Origin of the sequence: Enterobacter sp. 198, assembly GCF_009025585.1 — a bacterium.
GTDB lineage: Bacteria > Pseudomonadota > Gammaproteobacteria > Enterobacterales > Enterobacteriaceae > Enterobacter > Enterobacter ludwigii.
The window spans coordinates 154,563-178,015 of record NZ_WCIM01000030.1 but is presented as its reverse complement, the minus strand read 5'-3'; the positions used below and the strand labels follow the sequence as shown (position 1 = coordinate 178,015).

Sequence of the window (23,453 nt, the reverse complement as noted above, 5' to 3'; positions counted from 1 at the left end):
CAACACATATCCTGGCGATAACACTTATGCTCCCACCTTAAAGCCTTTCACCGCCTGCCGGGAAAACTTTAATGCGCAACTGTGCGCAACTCGCTGTTTTTACTGGTGTGGCGATAGTTAAAGCTGAAATAAAACACTACGGCGAGCACCAACGCATACGCCGCAAATACCAGCCAGATGGTCTGCCAGTCTTTCACCCCATCCACGGAGAAATAATCTACCGCCGCGCCGCTCAATACCGATCCGAAATAAGCACCGATACCGTTAACGGTCGTCATAAACAGCCCTTGCGCGCTGGCGCGGATATCAGCGCTTACCTCCTGTTCGACAAACACCGAGCCGGAGATGTTGAAGAAGTCGAACGCGCAACCATAGACCAGCATTGACAGCATCAACAGCCCGACGCCTGTCGCGGAAGGATCGCCATACGCAAAGAGTCCAAACCGCAGCATCCAGGCCACCATGCTCATCAGCATCACGGTTTTTATGCCAAAACGTCGGAGGAAGAAAGGAATGGTCAGGATGAACAGCACCTCTGACATCTGCGAGACGGAGAGCAAAATAGAAGGATATTTAACGATAAAGCTTTCCGCATACGCCGGATTACGCGCAAAATCATGCAGAAAGGGGCTACCGAAAGTATTGGTGATTTGCAGCACGGCGCCCAGCAGCATCGCAAACAAAAAGAACACCGCCATTCGGGGCTGTTTAAACAGAACGAACGCATTCAGGCCAAGTTTGCTTGCCAGCGACGATGAGGTTTTATTCTTCGCCACCGGAATGGCTGGTAACGTCAGTGAATAGATTGCCAGCACCAGCGACGCGGCAGCAGCAATGTAGAGCTGAATGTTAGTTAACTCTGCCCCCATCAGGCTTATGGCCCACATCGCCACAATGAAGCCTACCGTGCCATAGACCCGCACCGTTGGAAAATGGGTCACCGTGTCCAGCCCTGCCTGCTCAAGACAGGAGTAGGAAATGGTATTCGATAGCGCAATGGTCGGCATAAAGGCCATGGCATTAACCAGCATGACCCAGAACATCAGCCCCGGTTCATTGACCTGCGCGGCATAGCAAAGCGCAACGGCACAGACGAGATGGCAAATCACATATGCACGATCTGCCCGCAGCCACTTATCGGCAATAATGCCCACCAGCGAGGGCATCACGATCGCGGCAAGCCCCTTCGAGCTGTAGACCATACCCACATCAGAGCCAGAAAAACCCAGGGTGTTAATCATGTAAGCGCCGAGAGTAACGAGCCAGCTTCCCCAGATAAAATATTGCATAAAGGACATCATCTTTAAGCGCGTCGTGATGTTCATACCCGATTCCTTATAGCAGGGTGGCCCTCACGGGCCACGGTGTTGTTTCGCTCAGGCAAGCTGGCGCAGAAAACCGCAGATAAGATCGATGAAGTTCTGGCGAGAGAGTTCGGCGGCGGCAAGCGTTTGTTCATGCGAGAGTTTTACATCGCTCAGACCTTCAGCAAGGTTGGTTATGGCCGAAACGGCGACCACCTTCAGGCCACAGTGGCGCGCCGAGATCACTTCCGGCACCACTGACATTCCCACCACATCTCCGCCGATGATCTGCATCATGCGGATCTCAGCCGCGGTTTCGAAGTTAGGGCCTGGATAAGAGACAAACACCCCCTCATGCAATGGAAAGCCCTTCTCGCTCGCCACGGTCTGCAGCAGGGCACGGCAATCTGCGTCATAAGCATTGGCCAGCGAGAAAAAACGGTCGCCAAAACGGTCATCGTTCAGCCCGACCATCGGGGTACCCGGCAGGGTGTTGATGTGGTCGCTGAGGGCAACCAGGCTTCCCGGTTCAACCTCCGGACGTAATGAACCGGCGGCATTGGTACTGAACAGCAGTTCGCAGCCCAGCAGTTTGAAGGTGCGGATTGCATCGGTCATGACGGCGATGCCGCGGCCCTCATAGAAGTGACCGCGCCCTTTCATACAGGCGACCGGAACACCGGCAAGATGCCCCAACACCAGCTCACCGGCGTGACCGTGAACGGTGCTCACCGGGAAGCCCGGCAGTTTTTCATAGCTCAGTACCACAGCGTCAACAATCTGCTCGGCGAGCGCGCCAAGACCTGAGCCGAGAATAAACGCAACCCGCGGAGTGAAATCAGGTTTAGCGGCACGAATGATGTCGGCAGAGAACCAGGGATTATTCGAGAGGGTCATAAAAGCTCCTTGAGAATTAAGATCGCGATATCACCGATCGCATGTCCTTAGTCTTATATCTGGAGCCTGCGGGTTACCTCCAATACACTTTCTCTGCACCATCAATACTGATTTGGTATCAATACCTTTCCCTGCCAGATATGGCAGTTTTGCTCAAGCTAATTGCGTTGGCGCCGATACCTCTGTTTTACAGCGAGAGGAAAAAGTATGACGACCATTCAGGCTACAACCCAGCCCATTCAAACCAGCGGTGGCGGGAGTCGTTCTTCCGGCGGCAACGATATCGCTGCCCAGATCAGCCGCATCACTGACAAGATAACCAAGCTGACTCAACAGCTAAAAGAGGTTGCGAACGGTTCCGGCAGTGCGGAAGAGAAGAAGAAACAGCAGGAGCTTATCCAGGTGCAAATCAAAGTGCTGCAGGCACAGCTCGCACAGCTGCAGCGCCAGCAGGCGGAAGAAGCCCAGAAGAAACAAGAGCAAAGTCTGGTCAACGTGGAAGGCCCGAAGAACGCATCAGACAATCATCAAATAGACATCTACGTCTGACGCTCTGTTGAGTTAAACAGTGGATCGCGTATACGGGCCTCGGTTAATCGTTGCGCCTGGATACGCACCACTTCCCAGATAGCCTGCGCAGCCCCGGAGAGCGAACGGTTTTTTCGCCGTACCAGCATCAGTTTTCGCTCAATAGCAGGCGTCAGTCGCTTCACGACCAGACGGCTTCCCTGCGGCAAAGGGAGCGCCAGGGCGGGTAATACACTGATCCCTATGCCGGCCTCCACCATGGGAAACAGCGTTGCCGGGTGTCCAATCTCCTGCACAATGGTCGCCTTAACGCCCTGCGTCACCAGCGCAGAATCAATCAGCGGACGGCTGCCTGAGGCATAATCCTGTAATACCAGGTTCGCTCCCTGCAGCGCCTGCCAGTGAACAGACGGCTGCGCGGCTAGCGGATCGTCGTCCCGGCAAAGCAACAGAAACGGCTCAGAAAGCACAATTTCACACTCCAGGTCACTCACCTGACCGGGATCGATAACAATACCAAAATCCACATCACCCTGACGGATGCTCTCCAGCACCCACTGCTGCGGCCTGTCATGCAAAACAAAATCGATATCCGGATAGCGATGATTACCCTCTGCAATACACTGCGGGATAAGGTGCGCGGATATCGTCTGGCTGGCCGCAACCCGCACGGTACCCGACAGCTGCTGTCCCAGTCGACCTACATCTCTGAGCGTACTGTTGAGTTCGTCCAGCAGCCGTTCAAGGCGCTGAGCCAGCTGCTGTCCGGCTTCCGTGAGCACGACTTCACGCGTGGTGCGATCAAGCAGCCGGACACCCGTCTGGCTCTCCAGCTCTTTCACGCTGTGGCTTACCGCGGACTGGCTCAGGCCGATGATCTCCCCTGCCCGGCTGAAGCTGCGGGCATGGGCTACGGTGACGAAGATGCGAAGCTGGCGTAAGGAATAATTCATCTGTTTAATTCATGAATGGATGCAATAAATCAATTTTATTTCTCAAACAGAAAAAAGCACAATAGCGATATCTGTTTTCAGGAGTCATTATGAAACTATTTCGTATTCTTGATCCGTTTACGCTTACTCTGGTTGTCACGGTATTACTGGCCTCCTTCTTCCCCGCACGGGGCGGGTTCGTTCCTTTTTTTGAAGGACTGACGACCGCGGCCATCGCGCTGTTGTTCTTTATGCACGGCGCAAAGCTCTCGCGCGAAGCCATTATTGCGGGGGGGAGCCACTGGCGACTGCACCTGTGGGTGATGTGCAGCACGTTCATCCTCTTCCCTGTACTGGGCGTGCTGTTCGCATGGTGGGCGCCGGTGAATGTCGACCCGGCCCTTTATACCGGCTTCCTGTATCTGTGCATTTTGCCGGCCACCGTGCAGTCCGCTATCGCGTTTACCTCTCTGGCGGGCGGTAACGTCGCAGCCGCAGTCTGTTCAGCGTCGGCATCCAGCCTGTTAGGGATTTTCGTTTCGCCGCTGCTGGTGGGTCTGCTGATGAACATGCACGGTGCGGAAGGTAACCTGGAACAGGTAGGTAAAATCTGTCTGCAGCTGCTGCTGCCGTTTGTGCTGGGTCATCTCTCTCGTCCGTGGACAGGCGCGTTTGTTGCAAAGCACAAAAAATGGATCTCAAAAACCGACCAGTCGTCGATTCTGCTGGTGGTCTATTCGGCCTTCAGTGAAGCGGTTGTGAATGGCATCTGGCACAAGGTGGGCGCAGGCTCGCTGCTGTTTATCGTGGTGGTCAGCCTTGTTCTGCTGGCGATTGTGATTGGCGTAAACGTCTTTGTGGCCCGCAAGTGCGGCTTCAACAAAGCCGATGAAATCACCATTGTCTTCTGTGGCTCGAAGAAGAGCCTGGCGAACGGCATTCCTATGGCAAACATTCTCTTCCCGACCTCAATGATAGGGATGATGGTACTGCCGCTGATGATTTTCCATCAGATCCAGCTGATGGTCTGCGCGGTGCTGGCGCGTCGTTACAAACGCCAGACGGAAAAACAGGCGCAGGAAGAGACCCGCGCCGCGAAAGCTTAAGGACGTTTCAGGGGCTGAACCAACTGCGTCAGCCCCTCGGTTTTAATCAGTAACGTGATAGCCATCAGCTCACCCAGTCGTCCAGCCGGGAACCCATCCTTGCGGGCAAACCACAGCAAATAATCTTCCGGTAAATCAATCAGCCTGCGGCCTTTATATTTACCGAATGGCATCTCCGTGTTGGCGATCTCAACGAGCTGCTCTTTCTCCACGTTACTCTCCTAACAGGCGCATCATTTCTGCTTCGTCGATAACCTCAATGCCCAGCTCCTGAGCTTTAGCAAGCTTCGAACCGGCGGCTTCCCCGGCAATAACCAGGTCGGTTTTCTTCGACACGCTGCCTGCCACTTTTGCGCCCAGCGCAACCAGTCGCGCTTTAGCATCATCACGTGAAAGCTGGCTCAGGCTGCCGGTCAGCACGACCGTTTTGCCTGCAAACGGGCTGTCGATCTCGTCAGCGTTGACCACGACCGGAGCCGGCCATCTGATGCCCTCTTCCAGCAGCTTGCCGATCACCTCGCGGTTGCTCTCTTCGGCAAAGAAGTTGAAGACATGCGTCGCGACGACAATCCCCACGTCCGGGACTCTCTGCAGCTCGTCAATACTCGCCTTCTCCAGGGCTTCCAGCGTACCGAAATACGCTGCCAGCCCCGCCGCCGTGGCTTCACCCACTTCGCGAATACCGAGCGCATAAAGGAATCGGGCAAAAGTCGTCTCTTTGGCAGCATCCAGGGCATTAACCACATTCTGGGCCGACTTCGGTCCCATGCGATCAAGACCCGTGAGTTTACCCGCGGTCAGTTTAAAGAGATCTGCAGGCGTATGAACATATTCTTTCTCTACCAGCTGATCGATAATTTTGTCGCCCATTCCGTCGACGTCCATCGCCCGACGGGAAACGAAGTGCTTCAGTGACTCTTTACGTTGTGCCCCGCAGATTAAGCCACCCGTACAGCGAGCCACCGCTTCACCTTCAACGCGCTCAACGTCAGATCCGCATACCGGGCAATGCGTCGGGAACACGATGGCGCGCGTATCGTCAGGACGCTCTGACTCAACCACGTTCACCACCTGCGGGATAACATCGCCCGCGCGACGAATCACCACTTTGTCACCAATGCGCAGGCCGAGACGTTCAATTTCATCGGCGTTATGCAGCGTGGCGTTACGCACCAGCACGCCGGCAACCTGCACCGGCTCCAGACGGGCAACCGGGGTAATCGCGCCCGTACGGCCCACCTGGAACTCCACGTCACGGACAAAGGTCATCTGCTCCTGCGCCGGGAATTTAAACGCCACTGCCCAGCGAGGCGCGCGCGCCACAAAGCCTAACTGCTCCTGCAGCGCAAGTGAGTTAACCTTGATAACCACGCCATCAATATCAAAACCAAGCGTCGGGCGGTCTTCTTCCACTTTGTGGTAGAACGCCAGCACGGCTTCCGGGGAGTCGCACAGCTGAACACGGTTACTCACCGGCAGGCCCCACGCTTTAAACTGCAATAAACGTCCGAGATGGGTATCCGGCAGTTCACCGCCTTCCAGAATCCCGACGCCATAGCAGAAGAAAGTAAGCGGTCGCTTCGCGGTGATACGGGGATCAAGCTGGCGCAGGGAGCCTGCCGCCGCATTACGCGGGTTAGCAAAGACTTTCCCGCCGGTACGGCGCGCCTCTTCGTTGATTTTCTCGAAGCCCGCCTGCGGGAGGAATACCTCACCGCGCACTTCCAGTCGGGCTGGAATATTATCCCCTTGCAGCTTCAGCGGGATCGCACGGATGGTGCGTACGTTGGTGGTAATGTCTTCACCCGTCGTACCATCACCCCGCGTCGCGGCACGCACCAGCACACCGTTTTCATAGAGAAGGCTGACCGCCAGACCATCCAGCTTCAACTCGCAGCACCAGGTCAGGGAGTTGCTGCTTTTGAGGCGATCCTGCACGCGCTTGTTAAACGCGAGGAAGCTCTCTTCATCAAAGACGTTATCCAGAGACAACATTGGGACTTCATGACGTACCTGACTGAAAGCACCCAGCGGCTCCGCACCCACGCGCTGCGTGGGTGAGTCGGGCGTAATCAATTCCGGGTGCTGCGCCTCTAGCTCGCGCAGCTCGCGCATCAGACGGTCATACTCCGCATCCGGCACTTCCGGCGCGTCCATAACATGATAGAGGTATTCATGATGGCGAAGCGTGGTTCGCAGTTCAGTGAGTTGTTGTTCGATTGAGTCCATATCACACCATCAATGAGAAAAAACCCCCGACATGCGGGGGTTGAGGAGGAGTCGATGTAAACGCGATGATTACGCGTTGGCTTCCTTAACTTCGCGGATGCGGTCCTGATACTCGCGCAGTTTCTGCGGCGTCATCATACGACGCTGATCGTCGAGCACCACACCACCGACTTCGTCAGCAATGTGCTGTGCGGACTGCAGCATCAGCTTAAAGTTTTGCAGTTCATCACCGTAGGACGGCACCTGCATGAAGATAGTGACACCCGGCGTCACGAAATCACCGGTCATTTCCGGGTCAAAGGTGCCAGGGTTAACCATATTGGCCAGGCTAAACAGCGCCGGACCGCTACCGTCAGGACTCAGGTGACGATGGAAAATATTCATGTCGCCAAACTTGAAGCCTGCCTGTTGAATGCTGTTAAGCAGGACATCGCCATTCAGGTGGGTGCCATGATGCGCAGCCACGTTCATGATGATGACCGCTTCTTTACGCTGCGGTTTTTCAACAACCGGTTCTGGCTCAACCACGGGCTCTGGTTCAACGAGCGGGGCCGGCGCAGGCTGAGGTGCAGGCTGCACGTGAACAGGCTGCTGCGGTTGGTGTACCGGCTGTGCAGGCTGTTGTGGCGCAGGTTGCTGCACAGGCTGTTGCTGAACCGGCTGTGGCGCAGCAGGCTGCTGATGGACAGGCTGTTGCGGCGGCTGACGCACCGGCTCTTCTCCAGGCTGCGGCGCCTGCTGGCGCGGCTGTGCAGAAGCATACGGCGGTTGATACTGGTGCTGCGGAGGCTGACGAGGGGCTTCATGCTCCCCATGAGCCGCGCCGGGCGCAGTATTGACCCGATGAACACGAACTTCACCCACTCCGTCGTCGTCGCTTCCGTCGATGTCATTTTCACTGTCATCGTCATCACGACTGGACTTCATGCGCTTCAGTGGGCGATCGCGAAACATAGAGGAACGCTCTTTACGGCTGGTCCAGAAACCATGTACCAGTAAAGCGATTATGGCGATCGCGCCAACAATGATTAATATCAGACGCAAATCCTGCATCATTATATTCTCTGTTGTTCTAACACCTTGCCACCACGGCAAACATTTACTCACTAAGAGTATTTGCCGTTTACGTCAAGTGCAAGTGTGTGCAGAGCATTCACAGCATAAAGATGAACTAAATCGTGCTTTTTGCTGTTTTTTCGAACATTTCCGAACTGGTCATTGGTCCGTAAGTGGATAATATAGGCGGGCAATTCCACTGGTTGTGAAAAAAGGAGTACAGCCTGGTTATGGTTTCAACATCATCTTCTCCCCCGCGCAGCGGCGTCTGGTATTTTTCTCAGGGCTGGAAACTGGTCTCACTGCCGGGGATTCGTCGCTACGTCATTCTGCCGTTGCTGATTAACATTATCCTGATGGGCGGCGCGTTCTGGTGGCTGTTCACCAGACTGGAGAGCTGGATCCCTTCGCTGATGAGCCATGTGCCGGACTGGCTGCAGTGGCTGAACTACCTGCTCTGGCCGGTTGCGGTCATCTCCGTGCTGCTGGTGTTCGGCTACTTCTTCTCGACGATTGCAAACTGGATAGCTGCGCCGTTTAACGGCCTGCTGGCAGAACAGCTGGAAGCACGTCTTACCGGTGCAACGCCGCCGGATACGGGCATGCTGGGGATCATGAAAGATATCCCACGCATCATGAAGCGCGAATGGCAGAAGTTTGCCTGGTATCTTCCCCGCGCCATTGTGCTGCTTATCCTTTATTTTGTCCCTGGCGTCGGTCAGACGGTGGCGCCGGTGCTGTGGTTCCTGTTCAGCGCCTGGATGCTGGCAATCCAGTACTGCGATTATCCGTTCGATAACCACAAGGTGCCGTTCAAAACGATGCGCAGCGCCCTGCGCACGCAAAAAGTCGCGAATATGCAATTCGGGGCGCTGACCAGTCTGTTCACCATGATCCCGGTGCTCAACCTGTTCATCATGCCGGTCGCCGTCTGCGGCGCAACGGCGATGTGGGTTGACTGCTACCGTGCTAAGCACGCGTTATGGAAGTAATGCAAAAATGTGTAAAAAGGGGGTGGCTTATGCCGCCCCTTATTCCATACTGATCCCCATTATTTCCTTGCAGTATATAGATATGCGAATTCCTTACTTCCCCCTACCTGTTCAACAGGTATGCTGGGACGGTATCCCAATTTCATACAGTTAAGGACAGGCCATGAGTAAGATTTATGAAGACAACTCGCTGACTATCGGTCATACGCCCCTGGTTCGACTGAACCGTATCGGTAATGGACGCATTCTGGCGAAGGTCGAATCACGTAACCCGAGCTTCAGCGTGAAGTGCCGTATCGGTGCAAATATGATTTGGGATGCTGAAAAACGTGGCGTGCTGAAGCCAGGCGTTGAGCTGGTTGAACCGACCAGCGGTAACACCGGTATCGCACTGGCCTATGTTGCGGCGGCGCGCGGTTATAAACTGACGCTGACCATGCCTGAAACCATGAGCATCGAACGTCGCAAACTGCTGAAAGCGCTGGGCGCGAACCTGGTGCTGACCGAAGGTGCCAAAGGCATGAAGGGTGCGATTCAGAAAGCAGAAGAGATTGTTGCCAGCGATCCGGCGAAATATCTGCTGCTGCAGCAGTTCAGCAACCCAGCGAACCCGGAAATTCACGAAAAGACCACCGGCCCGGAGATTTGGGAAGATACCGACGGTCAGGTTGATGTATTTATCTCCGGTGTAGGCACCGGCGGAACCCTGACTGGCGTGTCGCGCTATATAAAAGGCACAAAAGGTAAAAAAGACCTGATTACCGTTGCCGTGGAACCAACCGACTCACCGGTGATCACCCAGGCGCTGGCGGGCGAAGAGATCAAACCCGGCCCACATAAAATTCAGGGTATCGGTGCCGGCTTCATTCCGGGCAACCTGGATCTGAAGCTTATTGATAAAGTGGTGACCATCACCAACGAAGAAGCTATCTCTACCGCACGTCGTCTGATGGACGAGGAAGGTATTCTGGCGGGCATCTCTTCCGGTGCTGCTGTTGCGGCAGCGCTCAAACTTCAGGAAGATGAGGCCTTTACCAACAAGAATATTGTGGTTATCCTGCCTTCATCGGGTGAGCGTTACTTGAGCACCGCACTGTTTGCCGATCTGTTCACTGAAAAAGAACTGCAACAGTAATGCCAGCATGTTAATAACGCGTAAAAAAGCACCTTTTTGGGTGCTTTTTTGTGGCCTGCTTCAAAGTTTTACCCCTCCTGGCATTGATTCACCCCGTTGGGTCTGGTATTTAAACCAGCAATTATTTTGATGCGTGAAATTAATCAGTGAACGAAATAGCCTTGCTGAATCGATTTTATGATTTGGTTCAAGTCTTGCTTTCGCTGCATAATGTTTAATGACGATCGAAACGTCAGCGCTAACAATACAGGCTAAAGTTAAGTCGCCAGGCTAGACTTTAGTTCCACAACACTAAACCTATAAGTTGGGGAAATACAATGTTCCAGCAAGAAGTTACCATTACCGCTCCGAACGGTCTGCACACCCGCCCTGCTGCTCAGTTTGTTAAAGAAGCGAAAGGCTTCACTTCTGAAATCACTGTGACTTCCAACGGCAAAAGCGCCAGCGCAAAAAGCCTGTTCAAACTGCAGACTCTGGGTCTGACTCAGGGTACCGTTGTCACCATCTCTGCTGAAGGTGAAGACGAGCAGAAAGCAGTTGAGCATCTGGTAAAACTGATGGCTGAGCTCGAGTAAGTTTCCGGGTTCTTTTAAATATCAGTCACAAGTAAGGTAGGGTTATGATTTCAGGCATTTTAGCATCCCCGGGTATCGCTTTCGGCAAAGCACTGCTGCTGAAAGAAGACGAGATCGTCATCGACCGGAAAAAAATTTCTGCCGACAAGGTTGATCAGGAAGTTGAACGTTTTCTGAGCGGTCGTGCCAAGGCATCTGCGCAACTGGAAGCAATCAAGACTAAAGCTGGCGAAACTTTCGGTGAAGAAAAAGAAGCCATCTTCGAAGGGCACATCATGCTGCTCGAAGATGAGGAGCTGGAGCAGGAAATCATAGCCCTGATTAAAGATAAAAGCATGACGGCAGACGCTGCTGCGCATGAAGTTATCGAAGGTCAGGCAACTGCCCTGGAAGAACTGGATGATGAATACCTGAAAGAGCGTGCGGCTGACGTACGTGACATCGGTAAGCGCCTGCTGCGCAACATCCTGGGTCTGGCCATTATCGACCTGAGCGCTATTCAGGATGAAGTCATCCTGGTTGCCGCCGATCTGACCCCGTCTGAAACCGCACAGTTGAACCTGAAAAAGGTCCTCGGTTTCATCACTGACGCGGGCGGCCGTACCTCCCACACCTCTATCATGGCGCGTTCTCTGGAACTGCCTGCCATTGTGGGTACCGGTAGCGTCACCTCTCAGGTTAAAAACGACGATTATCTGATTCTGGATGCCGTAAACAACGTGGTTTACGTCAACCCAACCAACGAAGAGATCGAAAAACTGCGCGCGGTTCAGGAGCAAGTTGCGACTGAAAAAGCGGAACTCGCTAAGCTGAAAGACCTGCCTGCCATCACTCTGGACGGTCATCAGGTTGAAGTGTGCGCAAACATCGGTACCGTACGTGACGTCGATGGCGCTGAGCGCAACGGCGCGGAAGGTGTGGGTCTCTATCGTACTGAATTCCTGTTCATGGACCGTGACGCGCTGCCAACTGAAGAAGAACAGTTTGCTGCGTACAAAGCTGTGGCTGAAGCGTGTGGCTCTCAGGCGGTTATCGTCCGTACCATGGATATCGGTGGCGACAAAGAGCTGCCGTACATGAACTTCCCGAAAGAAGAGAACCCGTTCCTGGGCTGGCGTGCGATTCGTATCGCGATGGATCGTAAAGAGATCCTGCGCGATCAGGTTCGCGCTATCCTGCGTGCGTCTGCTTTCGGTAAACTGCGCATCATGTTCCCGATGATCATCTCTGTTGAAGAAGTGCGTGCACTGAAGAAAGAGATCGAAATCTACAAACAGGAACTGCGCGACGAAGGTAAAGCATTTGACGAGTCAATTGAGATCGGCGTGATGGTGGAAACACCTGCGGCGGCGACCATTGCGCGTCATTTAGCCAAAGAAGTTGATTTCTTTAGTATCGGTACCAATGATTTAACGCAGTACACCCTGGCAGTTGACCGTGGTAATGATATGATTTCACATCTCTACCAGCCAATGTCACCGTCCGTACTGAACTTGATCAAGCAAGTTATTGATGCTTCTCATGCAGAAGGTAAATGGACTGGCATGTGTGGTGAGCTTGCAGGCGACGAACGTGCTACACTTCTGTTGCTGGGTATGGGTCTGGACGAATTCTCTATGAGCGCCATTTCCATCCCGCGCATTAAGAAGATTATCCGTAACACGAACTTCGAAGATGCGAAGGTGTTAGCAGAGCAGGCTCTTGCTCAACCGACAACGGACGAGTTAATGACGCTGGTTAACAAGTTCATTGAAGAAAAAACAATCTGCTAATCCACGAGATGCGGCCCAAATTACTGCTTAGGAGAAGATCATGGGTTTGTTCGATAAACTGAAATCTCTGGTTTCTGATGATAAGAAAGACTCCGGAACTATTGAGATTGTTGCTCCGCTCTCCGGCGAGATCGTCAACATCGAAGACGTGCCGGATGTAGTGTTTGCTGAGAAAATCGTTGGTGATGGCATTGCTATCAAACCAACTGGCAACAAAATGGTTGCTCCAGTTGACGGCACCATCGGTAAAATTTTTGAAACCAACCATGCGTTCTCTATCGAATCTGATAGCGGTATCGAACTGTTCGTTCACTTCGGTATCGACACCGTTGAACTGAAAGGCGAAGGCTTCAAACGTATCGCGGAAGAAGGCCAGCGTGTTAAAGTTGGCGACCCGGTCATTGAATTCGATCTGCCACTGCTGGAAGAAAAAGCCAAGTCTACCCTGACGCCGGTTGTTATCTCCAACATGGACGAAATCAAAGAACTGATCAAACTGTCTGGCAGCGTCACCGTGGGTGAAACCCCGGTTATCCGCATCAAGAAGTAATTCTTGCCGCACAGAAAAATGGCGCCTTCGGGCGCCATTTTTGTTTATGCGGGCAGGATAAGCTCGTCGTAGCCTTTCGACTGCGTATAAATCATCACATCTGTGACGCGGTCTCCTGCCATGCGAATCGCATCGGCAACGGTTTTGCCCTCAACGATCCCGCTCACCAGCTCTGAACAGAAGAGGTCGCCCGTGCCTTTCAGGTCCGTTTCAACACGCGGATGCGCACTGACGGTCACACCGTCTCGGGTAACCAGCACCACGTGAATATTCTCCGGATCGTCCGCCACCGGCGCACTGGTGATGGCCACCCATTTCAGCGTGTCGGAAAGTAACCCCTGCGCTGCCGCTATGGCACTTTCAGGCGTACGACACGGTTTACCGCTTAACACTTCCAGCTCAAAGACGTTAGGCGTGATCCCCTGCGCTAGTGGCAGCAGGTACTCCCGATACGCCTCAGGGATATCAGGTTTCACATACATCCCACTGTCAATATCGCCAATAACGGGGTCAACCAACACCAGCAGGTCAGGATGCTGCGCTTTGATCGTGGTGAGCCACTGCGCCAGGCATTTTATCTGGCTGGCACTGCCCATGTAGCCCGTGGTAACGGCTTTAAGCTCGCGCAGGATCTCGCGCTCTTCCAGCGCCTTAAGATACCCGCTGAACCACTCATCGGGGATCACGCCACCGTAAAAGGTATCGTAGTGCGGCGTGTTGCTGAACAGCACGGTCGGCACGGCGGTGACGGTCAGCCGGTGGGTACGAATGTTCGGCACCGCAATGCTGTTCCCCACGCTGCCGTAAACCACCTGCGACTGTACCGCGACAATATCGGTTTGCTGCGCCCGGGTGTTATCCCGGAATAAAATCATCTCCATGACGCTTAAATCCCCGCCCCCTGCGTATAACTCTCTTCACCAAAGACGCCGGTAGAAAGATAGCGATCGCCGCGGTCACAGATAATCGCCACCACGACAGCCCCGGGATGTGCCTGCGCAACACGCAATGCTCCCGCTACCGCGCCACCCGAGCTGACCCCGCAGAAGATACCTTCACGCACGGCCAGTTCACGCATCGTATTCTCCGCCTCGCGTTGATGAATATCCAGCACCTGATCCACCAACTGGGCGTTATAAATGCCCGGCATGTATTCCGCCGGCCAGCGGCGAATACCCGGTATGCTGCTCCCCTCTTCCGGCTGCAGACCCACAATCGTTACCGCCTTTTCCTGCTCGCGCAGAAAACGGGATACGCCGGTAATGGTCCCTGTCGTGCCCATGCTGGAGACGAAGTGAGTGATGCGCCCGTTGGTCTGCTGCCAGATTTCCGGACCGGTAGTGGTGTAGTGAGCGTACGGGTTATCCGGGTTATTAAACTGATCGAGCAGTTTGCCTTCACCGCGTTCGGCCATGGCTAGCGCCAGGTCGCGCGCCCCTTCCATCCCCTCTTCTTTAGAGACCAGAATCAGTTCGGCACCATAGGCACGCATCGCCGCACGGCGCTCCTGGCTCATGTTATCGGGCATCAGCAACGTCATGCGATAGCCTTTCAGCGCGGCAATCATTGCCAGCGCAATACCGGTGTTACCGCTGGTGGCTTCAATCAGCACGTCGCCGGGCTGAATTTCACCGCGTTTTTCGGCCTGCACAATCATGGAGAGCGCAGCCCGGTCCTTCACCGAACCGGCAGGGTTATTGCCTTCGAGTTTGACCCAGATTTCGCTGCCGTTGTCCGGCCCCATGCGCTGAAGTTTGACCAGAGGGGTGTTGCCGATGGTGTGTTCTAATGTGTTCAAGATCGCTGTCCAATAAAAAGCCCGGTGGCGCGCAGCGCTCCGGGCATACGGAGATCATATTCCAGACCGGCTAAGCGCAGCGCCTCCGGTCAAACTACGTGTCATTAACCTATCAGGCTGACTCCGCCAGAGCAATATCCTCGCGCGTCTCTATGCGCTCATTGCCATGATAAATACGGGCATGCTGCAGCCCAACAAACAGGCGTTCGCCCCGGTACGGCGGCTCGTCATCACGCATCACCACCGTCAGCGGCTCGGTATACCAGCCCAGCGGTTGTACCACCAATTGGGTGTAGTGCCCTTTAGGGCTAGCTTCCAGCACCTGCACCGGCAGCGGTGAATCCAGACTCGTCCGGCGGCTCACGTCCACTTCCCAGGGACGCAGGAACAGATCGACCGGCCCCTGATGTGCGGAGGTGTATCCCAGCGGCCAGCGGTGTGCGCCCACGTGGAATTGCCCACCGCGGATGGTGCCCTGCAGCCGGTTAACTTCGCCCATAAACTCGAGGACAAATCGGGTCGCCGGTTCACGCCAGAGCTGCTCTGGTTCATCAACCTGCTCGATGTTCCCCTGGCTCATCACTACCACGCGGTCCGCGACTTCCATCGCCTCTTCCTGATCGTGGGTGACGAAGACGCTGGTGAATTTCAGCTCTTCATGCAGCTGACGCAGCCAGCGGCGTAACTCTTTACGCACCTGCGCATCCAGCGCGCCAAACGGCTCATCCAGCAGCAGAATTTGCGGCTCAACGGCCAAGGCCCGCGCCAGCGCGACGCGCTGCTTCTGGCCGCCGGAAAGCTGCGCCGGGAAGCGGTCAGCCAGATGCGCAAGCTGTACCATCTCCAGCAGTTTGGTCACTTTCGCTTTGATGGTGGCCGCATCCGGGCGCTCGCGGCGAGGCAGCACGGTCAGACCGAAAGCGATGTTATCGAACACGGTCATATGGCGGAACAGCGCGTAATGCTGGAACACAAAGCCCACTTTACGGTCGCGGGCGTGCAAACGGCTTACGTCGGTACCGTGAAAACGAATATGTCCGCTGGTCTGATGCTCAAGCCCGGCGATAATGCGCAGCAGCGTGGTTTTACCCGAGCCAGACGGCCCGAGCAGTGCCACCATTTGTCCGGAAGGGATATCCAGCGAGATATCATTCAGCACCTGGGTGCGACCAAAAGACTTCTTAATATTGGCAATCTCAATGCTCATGATTTCCCTCCTGGTGCTGACGTTTTTCCTGGTTCTCTAAACGCCACTGCACCACACTCTTCAAAAACAGGGTCAAAATCGCCATCAGCGTCAGTAACGCTGCGGCAGTAAAGGAACCGACGGTGTTGTAGTCCTGTTCCAGTAATTCAATCTGTAACGGTAACGACAGCGTTTCGCCGCGGATGGAGCCCGAGACGACCGAAACTGCACCGAACTCGCCAATGGCGCGGGCATTGGTCAGCACGACGCCGTAGAGCAGCGCCCAGCGAATATTCGGCAGCGTCACGCGGCGGAACATCTGCCAGCCGGATGCGCCCAGCAGAATTGCTGCTTCATCTTCGTTGCTGCCCTGGCTTAACATCACCGGGACCAGTTCGCGCACCACAAACGGACAGGTTACAAACACCGTGACCAGCACCATGCCCGGCCAGGCAAACATGACCTGCAGGTTATGCTCATCCAGCCAGCCGCCCAGCGGGCCGTTAGAGCCGTAGAAGAGCAGATACACCAGACCGGCCACTACCGGCGACACGGCAAACGGGATATCCAGCAGGGTCAGCAGCAGCTGACGTCCCGGGAAGTTAAAGCGCGTTACCAGCCAGGCCAGCAGCGTACCGAACACCAGGTTGACCGGCACCGTGATAAGTGCAATCAGTACGGTCAGCCAGATGGCGTGCAGCATATCCGGGTTCGCCAGGTTTTCCAGCGCGGGCATCAACCCCTTGCTGAACGCCTGAACAAAAATATAAATCGTCGGCACGACGAGAATGAAGGCGGACACCAACACGCCCGTACCAATCAGAAACCATTTTCCCCAGTTGATACGGGGAGCATCGTATCGCTTCAATTGAGTAACTTCCGCCATCAGTGACCTACCACGCGTCGACCAAAGCGACTTTGCAGAGTGTTAATTGAGTAGAGCAGCAGCAGCGATGCGGCAAGAATGACCGAGGCAATCGCGCTCGCCGCCGGGTAATCAAACTCCTGCAAGCGGATAAAAATCATCAGCGAGGTGACTTCGGTTTTCCACGCAATGTTCCCGGCAATGAAAATAACCGCGCCGAACTCACCGAGGCTACGGGTAAACGACAGCGCGATACCGGCCAGCAGCGCCGGAGAAAGCTCAGGCAGGACGACCTTGCGGAAGCTCTGCCAGCGCGTGGCACCCAGCGTTTCCGCCGCTTCTTCATATTCAGGGCCTAATTCTTCGAGCACAGGCTGCACGGTGCGTACAACAAAAGGAATACTGGTAAACGCCATCGCGACCGCGATACCGAGCCAGGTATAGGTCACTTTGATATCAAGCTTCGCCAGCCACTCACCGTAAAATCCGTTCACGGAAAAGAGCGAGGCAAGGGTTAACCCCGCCACCGCCGTCGGCAGCGCAAACGGCAGGTCCATTAACGCGTCGAGCAGCGTACGGCCCGGGAAACGGTAGCGGGTTAAGATCCACGCCATCAGCAGGCCAAAGGCCCCGTTAAAAATGGACGCCACAAACGCCGACAGCAGCGTCACCTTATAGGCTGCGACGACCTGCGGGTTGGTTATCACTTCCCAGTACTGCGCCCAGCTCATTTGCGCAAGCTGCATTACCAGCGCGCTGAGCGGCAACAATAAGATCAGGCAGACGAACAGCAGGCTGGTCCCGAGGCTTAAGGTAAAGCCCGGCAGCACGCGTCTGGTAGAGACTGCAAACATTACTTACGCCCCGCCGCCAGCAATTTGTCTAACTCACCGCCGCTGGCAAAATGCGTTTTCATGACATCAGGCCAGGAGCCGAAATGGTCTTCCACGCGGAACAGCTCGGTCTGCGGGAATTTATCCTTCACTTTGTTCATCACATCCGGGTTATTCACGCGGTAGTAGTAATCGGTAATGATCGTCTGCGCCTGTGGGCTGTACAGGTAGTTGAGGTAAGCTTTTGCCGCTTTCTCTGTGCCGTTGGACTGCACGTTTTTATCTACCCACGCTACCGGGAACTCGGCGAGGATATTGGTTTTCGGGATAACGACCTCGAAACCCTGCGCCTCGTACTGTTTGCGGATATTATTCACTTCCGACTCAAAGCTGATCAGCACATCGCCCAGGCCGCGCTCTGCAAAGGTCGTGGTCGCGCCGCGACCGCCGGTATCAAACACCTCGACGTTTTTCAGGAACTGGGTCATGAACTGCTCGGTTTTCGCTTTATCGTTACCGTCAGCTTTGTCCGCCGCGCCCCACGCTGCCAGATAGGTATAGCGCGCGTTACCGGAGGTTTTTGGATTCGGGAAAATCAGCTTCACGTCGGAACGCACCAGGTCATTCCAGTCGTGGATATTTTTCGGGTTGCCCTTACGCACCAGGAAACCCATGGTGGAGTAGAACGGTGAACTGTTGTTCGGCAAACGACTTTGCCAGTCAGCGGCGATCAGCTTGCCTTTGTCGTGCAGGATCTGCACGTCAGTGACCTGGTTATAGGTCACCACATCCGCTTTCAGCCCCTGGAGGATGGCCAGCGCCTGCTTGGACGACCCTGCGTGTGACTGTTTAATGGTCAGCTTGTCGCCGTTGTTGTCTTTCGCCCACTGCTGTTCAAACGGTGGGTTAAGGGCGGCAAACAGCTCGCGGGAAACATCATACGAACTGTTCAGCAGCTCAGTAGCCTGCGCCTGTGCCACCAGCAGCAAACCTGCCAGTGCCAGCGATCCTTTTTTCAGTACAGTAACGGCCATTGCGCACCCTTATAAATGTGATGACTATCTTATAGTCATAATATTTATAACGAGGACGAAAGGAGTAACGGTTTTATATACCGTTTGGTGATTTACAAGCAGAAAAGAGAATAAGGGTGCAGCCCGTTGTGGTCCGCACCCCAGCCCTCTCCGTGCGGGAGAGGGTGGAAAGCACTTACAGCGCCAGCAGACGCTCGACGGACGGGGCGAAGTAGTAGCCGCCGGTCACCGGTTTGGTGAAGCGCAGCATGGCGTCACGCTTGCCGTCGGTATCGCCAAACATGCTCAGCAGCTGCTGTTCGATGTTATGCAGGCGCGCGCAGTACGCACAGAAGTAAAGACCGTGGGTACCGCTTGCTGTGCCGTATGGCAGGCTCTGGCGAACAATCTTCAGACCTTTCCCGTCTTCCTTGAGGTCAACGCGGCTCAGGTGAGAGGTGACAGGACGGGCATCGCCGTCGATCTCTTCGTTGGCCTCTTTCGTACGGCCAATCATCATCTCCTGGTCATGCACGCTCATGCGGTTCAGCTGCTTGAGGTTGTGCTCCCAGCGCTGGACGAACACATAGCTGCCGCCCGCGTCGACGCCGTCTTTGATCACCGCCACTTCACGACGCGTCTCTTCACCCGCCGGGTTTTCAGTTCCGTCAACGAAGCCGCTCAGGTCGCGTTCTTCCACCCAACGGAAACCGTGGATCTCTTCCTGAACGTCAATGCTGTCACCAAAAGCCGCAACCGCCGCCTGGGCAACAGAGAAGTTCACATCATGACGCAGCGAGAGAATGTGGATCAGCAGGTCGAACTGCGTTGCGGGTGCCAGGCCTTTACCGTAAGGGATAAAATCCTTCAGCTCTTCGGCGCCTTCGCCACCGCTCAGTTGACGCCAGACGTTATGACCAAAGGCAACGACCGCGCCCAGATGGGCGTCCGGGAATTTGGCCTGGAAGGTGGCCAGCTTATCAACGAACGCTTTACTGGCCGCACGCAGGGCATCCACATCCCCTTTAACATTGGCTTCAATCCAAATCGCCGCGCGGCAATGTTCTGGCAAAATGCCACTCTGAACCTGAGACATCGCTCCTCCTGAAATAAAGATGCCACGTCAGCGTGGCATTGATGGCGGCTATTATACCCGTATTTCAGCGAGACGGTTTGTTCAGGCGCAAATTACTGCTTCCAGATAATTTTGCTCACTTTCCAGCTTTTCAGCGTGTCGTCAGACGGCATTAAACCTTCCGGACCACTCCAGGTACCGGTGAAGAGATAGCTGATATGCTGGCTGCCCTGCGCTTTACATTCCACCGCCACGCCGTCGTCAGACGGGGCGCTGGTGCAGTTGCCGAAGGCCTGTTTATAGAGTTCGCTAAACGGGGTTCCCACTTTCACACCGCTTTCGGTTGGGATGTCGTCGTCCATCACAGCAATGCGGTTTACCGTGCCTTTATCACCGTTAATCACCAGCGCCAGCGTGTCACCCTTCAGCGCTTCGAAATAACGCACGATATTGCCGTTTTCTGTTTTCATGCCGCTGCGCAGGCGATAACCGCCACCCAGTGCATCCTGAAGGGCGTCCTGATCCAGCGCCGTCGCGGCGGTAATTTTACCCACGCCCTGCTCGGTCACTTCCGTTGAAGAGCCAAACCAGTTCCACGGATAGGCCGCAGACCAGTTAATTGATGAGAGCGTTGAACAGCCGGTTAACGCCAGCGGGAGAGCGCATAAAAGTAAACGCAGCGATTTCATTGAAACGTCCTTACATGTTAAATCAACGCTTGTTGGAGTGCGGTATCGGCAAAAAGTGCCAGGTTAATCTTCCTGATGCGTAAAACAGGCGCGAAGGCGGGGATTCGTCAGCAGCCACAGCAGCGCCACGATATCCGCCACGACCAGCGCAATACCGATCCCCGTAAGCGGTTCACCGCTCCACCAGAGCACCGGTTGCCAGACGAGCAGCACAAGCTGAGCGAGGATCAGCAGCCAGCGAAGCGCACCCCACAGGCGCGGGATCGTATGCCGTCGCCCGCTGCATAAAAACGCCACCACCGCCGGCACGCCCGGCAGCAAGCCGAGCCAGAAGGCATCGTGATCGGGATAGAAGAGCGTCAGAAGCGTATCGCCCTGCCCGCGCGACGCGGCGGCCATCACAAACAGCACCCAGGTACGGGCCTGCAGCAGCAGAACGCACCAGAACAAAAAGGGCAGCCTGACACGCCCTTGCGCATCATAATCTGCCGGATGGATCTCAGTACTCTTCATCTTCTATCAGGCGCTTACCTAAGCTCAGTACGTCCGCGTGTTCATAACCCAGACGTTCATACATGCCCAGCACCACGTCGTTATCTTCCCGCACCATGATCTGAATCTTCGGGCAGCCGCGGGCAATGAGTTTCTTTTCCAGCCGATTGAGCAGCGCATTGGCGATGCCGCGCGCACGAAATTCCGGGTGCACGCCCAGATAATAGGCCGAGCCGCGATGGCCGTCGTACCCGCCCATCACTGTTCCCACCACCTCGCCGTTGACTTCTGCAACCAGAAACAGACTGACGTCGTGATTCAGCTTACGTTCAATATCCATTTCCGGATCGTTCCACGGACGCAGCAGATCGCAGCGCTCCCAAAGGGTGATCACCTCTTCGAAATCTTCCTGGCGAAAAACGCGTATCTCCATGGTATTAACCGCCTTTTCGGGTTTAAAAACAGTGATTATGGCGTGAACATCGCGTTTAGCCAATAACCGGGGAAAAACTCGTCAAAATTTGGCATAATGTCACTTTGTCACGTATTGAAATGAAAAGTAAAACAATTCTCAATAAGGACTGTCGTAACGCTAATCACGATACGATATAACACCAGGACCCCAATTTTTACAATTCAGGCCGCATGAGCACATTCAAACCATTAAAAGCACTCACATCGCGTCGTCAGGTTCTCAAAGCGGGGCTGGCGGCCTTAACGTTAACGGGCATCGCACAGCAGGCTCAGGCTAAAGAAGAGAGCACGCTCAAAACCAGTAACGGACACAGTAAACCGAAATCGAAAAAGCCGGGCGCGAAGCGCCTGGTCATGCTGGACCCCGGTCACGGCGGAATTGATACCGGCGCTATTGGTAAAAACGGTGCGAAAGAAAAGCATGTCGTGTTAGCGATTGCAAAAAATGTGCGCGCAATTTTACGCAGCAATGGCATTGACGCCCGCCTGACGCGTTCTGGCGACACGTTTATTCCGCTGTACGACCGCGTAGAGATCGCCCACCAGCACGGTGCCGATCTGTTTATGTCGATTCACGCGGACGGTTTTACCAACCCGTCGGCGGCGGGGGCTTCGGTGTTCGCCCTCTCCAACCGTGGGGCGAGTAGCGCCATGGCGAAATATCTCTCCGATCGTGAAAACCGGGCGGATGAGGTTGCGGGGAAAAAAGCCACCGACAAAGATCATCTGTTACAGCAGGTGCTGTTTGACCTCGTTCAGACGGACACCATTAAAAACAGCCTGACGCTCGGCTCGCATATTCTGAAGAAGATTAAACCGGTGCATCGCCTGCACAGCAGGAGCACCGAACAGGCGGCGTTCGTGGTGCTTAAGTCGCCATCAATTCCGTCCGTACTGGTGGAGACGTCGTTCATCACCAACCCGGAGGAAGAGCGCCTGCTCGGCACCACCGCGTTTCGCCAGAAGATCGCCAACGCCATCGCCTCAGGCATAATCAGTTACTTCAACTGGTTCGATAACCAGAAAGCGCACTCCAGGAAACGTTGATGAAACCCAATGCACAGCTGGTAAAAACATTCCTGCTGCAGCTGCAGGATGAGATTTGCCAGAAACTGGCCGCCGCAGATGGCGGTGAATTTCAGGAAGATAGCTGGCAGCGCGAAGCCGGTGGTGGCGGACGCAGCCGCGTGCTGCGTAACGGCGGCATCTTTGAGCAGGCTGGCGTCAATTTTTCCCACGTCCACGGAGACGCGATGCCCGCTTCCGCCACGGCCCATCGACCAGAACTGGCAGGCCGCAGCTTCGAAGCAATGGGCGTATCGCTGGTGGTTCATCCGCACAACCCGTATGTGCCGACCAGCCATGCCAACGTGCGCTTTTTTATTGCTGAAAAACCCGGAGCCGATCCGGTCTGGTGGTTTGGCGGCGGTTTTGACTTAACGCCCTACTACGGGTTTGAAGAAGATGCCGTGCACTGGCACACCACCGCACGCGATCTCTGTCAGCCGTTTGGGGATGACATCTACCCGAAATTTAAAAAATGGTGCGATGACTATTTTTATCTGAAGCACCGCGATGAGCAGCGCGGCATTGGTGGGCTGTTCTTTGACGATCTCAACACGCCAGATTTTGATACCGCATTCAGCTTTATGCGGGCGGTAGGTGAAGGGTATACCGGGGCCTATCTGCCGATCGTGGCGCGGCGTAAAGATACCGACTACGGCGTGCGCGAGCGCGAGTTCCAGCTTTACCGCCGTGGGCGCTACGTAGAGTTCAACCTGGTATGGGATCGCGGTACGCTGTTTGGCCTGCAGACCGGCGGGCGCACGGAGTCCATTTTGATGTCGATGCCGCCGCTGGTTCGCTGGGAGTACAGCTACGAGCCAAAAGAAGGCAGCCCGGAGGCTGCCCTGAAAGACTTTATTACGATTCGGGACTGGGTGTAATGCCGG

General features: G+C 55.0%; 25 protein-coding genes. 9 read left to right on the top strand and 16 right to left on the bottom strand.

The annotated features are described in order from the left end of the window. Positions 1–68 precede the first annotated feature (68 nt). On the bottom strand, positions 69–1,325 hold the full coding sequence (locus F8561_RS19050; protein ID WP_151887786.1) for a nucleoside permease: 1,257 nt from the start codon (positions 1,323–1,325) through the stop codon (positions 69–71). Positions 1,326–1,376: 51 nt separating this feature from the next. Next, positions 1,377–2,201: a xanthosine phosphorylase gene (gene xapA / locus F8561_RS19045; RefSeq protein WP_014171078.1), complete on the bottom strand. Its 825-nt coding sequence runs from the start codon at positions 2,199–2,201 to the stop codon at positions 1,377–1,379. Between the two features lie 207 nt (positions 2,202–2,408). Between xapA and F8561_RS19040 the strand changes: the two genes are divergently transcribed. Further along, positions 2,409–2,750 (top strand): FlxA-like family protein, encoded by a 342-nt coding sequence (locus F8561_RS19040; protein ID WP_020883093.1) that lies wholly within the window; start codon positions 2,409–2,411, stop codon positions 2,748–2,750. On the opposite strand, the gene F8561_RS19035 is transcribed toward F8561_RS19040, so the two are convergent. Further along, complete coding sequence (locus F8561_RS19035) at positions 2,741–3,682, bottom strand: LysR family transcriptional regulator (RefSeq protein ID WP_063214677.1); 942 nt, start codon at positions 3,680–3,682, stop codon at positions 2,741–2,743. The genes F8561_RS19040 and F8561_RS19035 overlap by 10 nt on opposite strands. A gap of 89 nt (positions 3,683–3,771) precedes the next feature. Between F8561_RS19035 and F8561_RS19030 the strand changes: the two genes are divergently transcribed. Beyond that, a complete protein-coding gene (locus tag F8561_RS19030; protein ID WP_014171081.1) occupies positions 3,772–4,767 on the top strand; it encodes a bile acid:sodium symporter family protein in 996 nt (331 codons plus the stop codon). Here F8561_RS19030 and F8561_RS19025 read toward each other — a convergent pair. From F8561_RS19025 to zipA, 3 genes are all read right to left on the bottom strand, one after another. Further along, positions 4,764–4,979 (bottom strand): DUF3820 family protein, encoded by a 216-nt coding sequence (locus tag F8561_RS19025; RefSeq protein ID WP_014171082.1) that lies wholly within the window; start codon positions 4,977–4,979, stop codon positions 4,764–4,766. The two genes, F8561_RS19030 and F8561_RS19025, sit on opposite strands and share 4 nt — an antisense overlap. 1 nt (position 4,980) lies before the next feature. Further along, positions 4,981–6,996, bottom strand: a complete 2,016-nt coding sequence (ligA, locus tag F8561_RS19020; protein WP_151887785.1) for an NAD-dependent DNA ligase LigA — start codon at positions 6,994–6,996, stop codon at positions 4,981–4,983. Between the two features lie 69 nt (positions 6,997–7,065). After that, on the bottom strand, positions 7,066–8,052 hold the full coding sequence (gene zipA, locus F8561_RS19015) for a cell division protein ZipA (RefSeq protein ID WP_020883089.1): 987 nt from the start codon (positions 8,050–8,052) through the stop codon (positions 7,066–7,068). A gap of 230 nt (positions 8,053–8,282) precedes the next feature. On the opposite strand from zipA, the gene cysZ reads away from it, so the two are divergent. The 5 genes from cysZ to crr all read left to right on the top strand — a co-directional run bounded on the left by cysZ (position 8,283) and on the right by crr (position 13,076). Then, positions 8,283–9,044, top strand: a complete 762-nt coding sequence (gene cysZ, locus F8561_RS19010; protein ID WP_014171085.1) for a sulfate transporter CysZ — start codon at positions 8,283–8,285, stop codon at positions 9,042–9,044. 163 nt (positions 9,045–9,207) lie between these two features. Then, entirely contained in the window at positions 9,208–10,179 is a 972-nt protein-coding gene (gene cysK, locus F8561_RS19005; RefSeq protein WP_020883087.1) for a cysteine synthase A, read from the top strand. Between the two features lie 317 nt (positions 10,180–10,496). Next, complete coding sequence (gene ptsH, locus F8561_RS18995; RefSeq protein WP_000487600.1) at positions 10,497–10,754, top strand: phosphocarrier protein Hpr; 258 nt, start codon at positions 10,497–10,499, stop codon at positions 10,752–10,754. 44 nt (positions 10,755–10,798) lie between these two features. Continuing rightward, positions 10,799–12,526, top strand: coding sequence for a phosphoenolpyruvate-protein phosphotransferase PtsI (ptsI, locus tag F8561_RS18990; protein WP_014171087.1), 1,728 nt, complete (start codon positions 10,799–10,801; stop codon positions 12,524–12,526). Positions 12,527–12,566: 40 nt separating this feature from the next. Further along, positions 12,567–13,076: a PTS glucose transporter subunit IIA gene (crr, locus tag F8561_RS18985; protein ID WP_003861316.1), complete on the top strand. Its 510-nt coding sequence runs from the start codon at positions 12,567–12,569 to the stop codon at positions 13,074–13,076. Between the two features lie 44 nt (positions 13,077–13,120). Here the strand turns inward: crr and pdxK are convergent, their stop codons facing one another. The 10 genes from pdxK to F8561_RS18935 form a co-directional block, all read right to left on the bottom strand. Beyond that, positions 13,121–13,957, bottom strand: a complete 837-nt coding sequence (gene pdxK / locus F8561_RS18980) for a pyridoxine/pyridoxal/pyridoxamine kinase (RefSeq protein ID WP_025203495.1) — start codon at positions 13,955–13,957, stop codon at positions 13,121–13,123. Between the two features lie 5 nt (positions 13,958–13,962). After that, positions 13,963–14,874: a cysteine synthase CysM gene (gene cysM, locus F8561_RS18975; RefSeq protein WP_014171089.1), complete on the bottom strand. Its 912-nt coding sequence runs from the start codon at positions 14,872–14,874 to the stop codon at positions 13,963–13,965. A 112-nt stretch (positions 14,875–14,986) separates the two neighbouring features. Then, positions 14,987–16,081 (bottom strand): sulfate/thiosulfate ABC transporter ATP-binding protein CysA, encoded by a 1,095-nt coding sequence (cysA, locus tag F8561_RS18970; RefSeq protein WP_014171090.1) that lies wholly within the window; start codon positions 16,079–16,081, stop codon positions 14,987–14,989. Continuing rightward, positions 16,071–16,946, bottom strand: a complete 876-nt coding sequence (gene cysW / locus F8561_RS18965; protein WP_020883085.1) for a sulfate/thiosulfate ABC transporter permease CysW — start codon at positions 16,944–16,946, stop codon at positions 16,071–16,073. The genes cysA and cysW overlap by 11 nt, the downstream gene beginning before the upstream one ends. After that, positions 16,946–17,779, bottom strand: coding sequence for a sulfate/thiosulfate ABC transporter permease CysT (gene cysT, locus F8561_RS18960; RefSeq protein WP_020883084.1), 834 nt, complete (start codon positions 17,777–17,779; stop codon positions 16,946–16,948). Before cysT ends, cysW begins: the two co-directional genes overlap by 1 nt. Beyond that, positions 17,779–18,792 (bottom strand): sulfate ABC transporter substrate-binding protein, encoded by a 1,014-nt coding sequence (locus F8561_RS18955; RefSeq protein WP_151887784.1) that lies wholly within the window; start codon positions 18,790–18,792, stop codon positions 17,779–17,781. Before F8561_RS18955 ends, cysT begins: the two co-directional genes overlap by 1 nt. A 175-nt stretch (positions 18,793–18,967) precedes the next feature. Further along, positions 18,968–19,867 carry a Dyp-type peroxidase gene (locus F8561_RS18950; protein ID WP_151887783.1) on the bottom strand — a complete coding sequence of 300 codons (900 nt, stop codon included), beginning with the start codon at positions 19,865–19,867 and terminating at the stop codon, positions 18,968–18,970. Positions 19,868–19,959: 92 nt separating this feature from the next. Continuing rightward, the gene (locus tag F8561_RS18945) at positions 19,960–20,535 is read right to left on the bottom strand and encodes an RpoE-regulated lipoprotein (RefSeq protein WP_020883081.1); all 576 of its coding nucleotides are present in this window, start codon (positions 20,533–20,535) and stop codon (positions 19,960–19,962) included. A gap of 63 nt (positions 20,536–20,598) precedes the next feature. Next, positions 20,599–21,048: a DUF2919 domain-containing protein gene (locus F8561_RS18940; protein ID WP_151887782.1), complete on the bottom strand. Its 450-nt coding sequence runs from the start codon at positions 21,046–21,048 to the stop codon at positions 20,599–20,601. Then, positions 21,035–21,460 carry a GNAT family acetyltransferase gene (locus F8561_RS18935; protein ID WP_020883079.1) on the bottom strand — a complete coding sequence of 142 codons (426 nt, stop codon included), beginning with the start codon at positions 21,458–21,460 and terminating at the stop codon, positions 21,035–21,037. Before F8561_RS18935 ends, F8561_RS18940 begins: the two co-directional genes overlap by 14 nt. Positions 21,461–21,672: 212 nt before the next feature. Here F8561_RS18935 and amiA point away from each other — a divergent pair, with 212 nt between their 5' ends. Beyond that, positions 21,673–22,548 (top strand): N-acetylmuramoyl-L-alanine amidase AmiA, encoded by an 876-nt coding sequence (amiA, locus tag F8561_RS18930; RefSeq protein WP_014171098.1) that lies wholly within the window; start codon positions 21,673–21,675, stop codon positions 22,546–22,548. Next, complete coding sequence (gene hemF, locus F8561_RS18925; RefSeq protein ID WP_025203494.1) at positions 22,548–23,447, top strand: oxygen-dependent coproporphyrinogen oxidase; 900 nt, start codon at positions 22,548–22,550, stop codon at positions 23,445–23,447. Before amiA ends, hemF begins: the two co-directional genes overlap by 1 nt. The last annotated feature ends 6 nt before the right edge of the window (positions 23,448–23,453 follow it).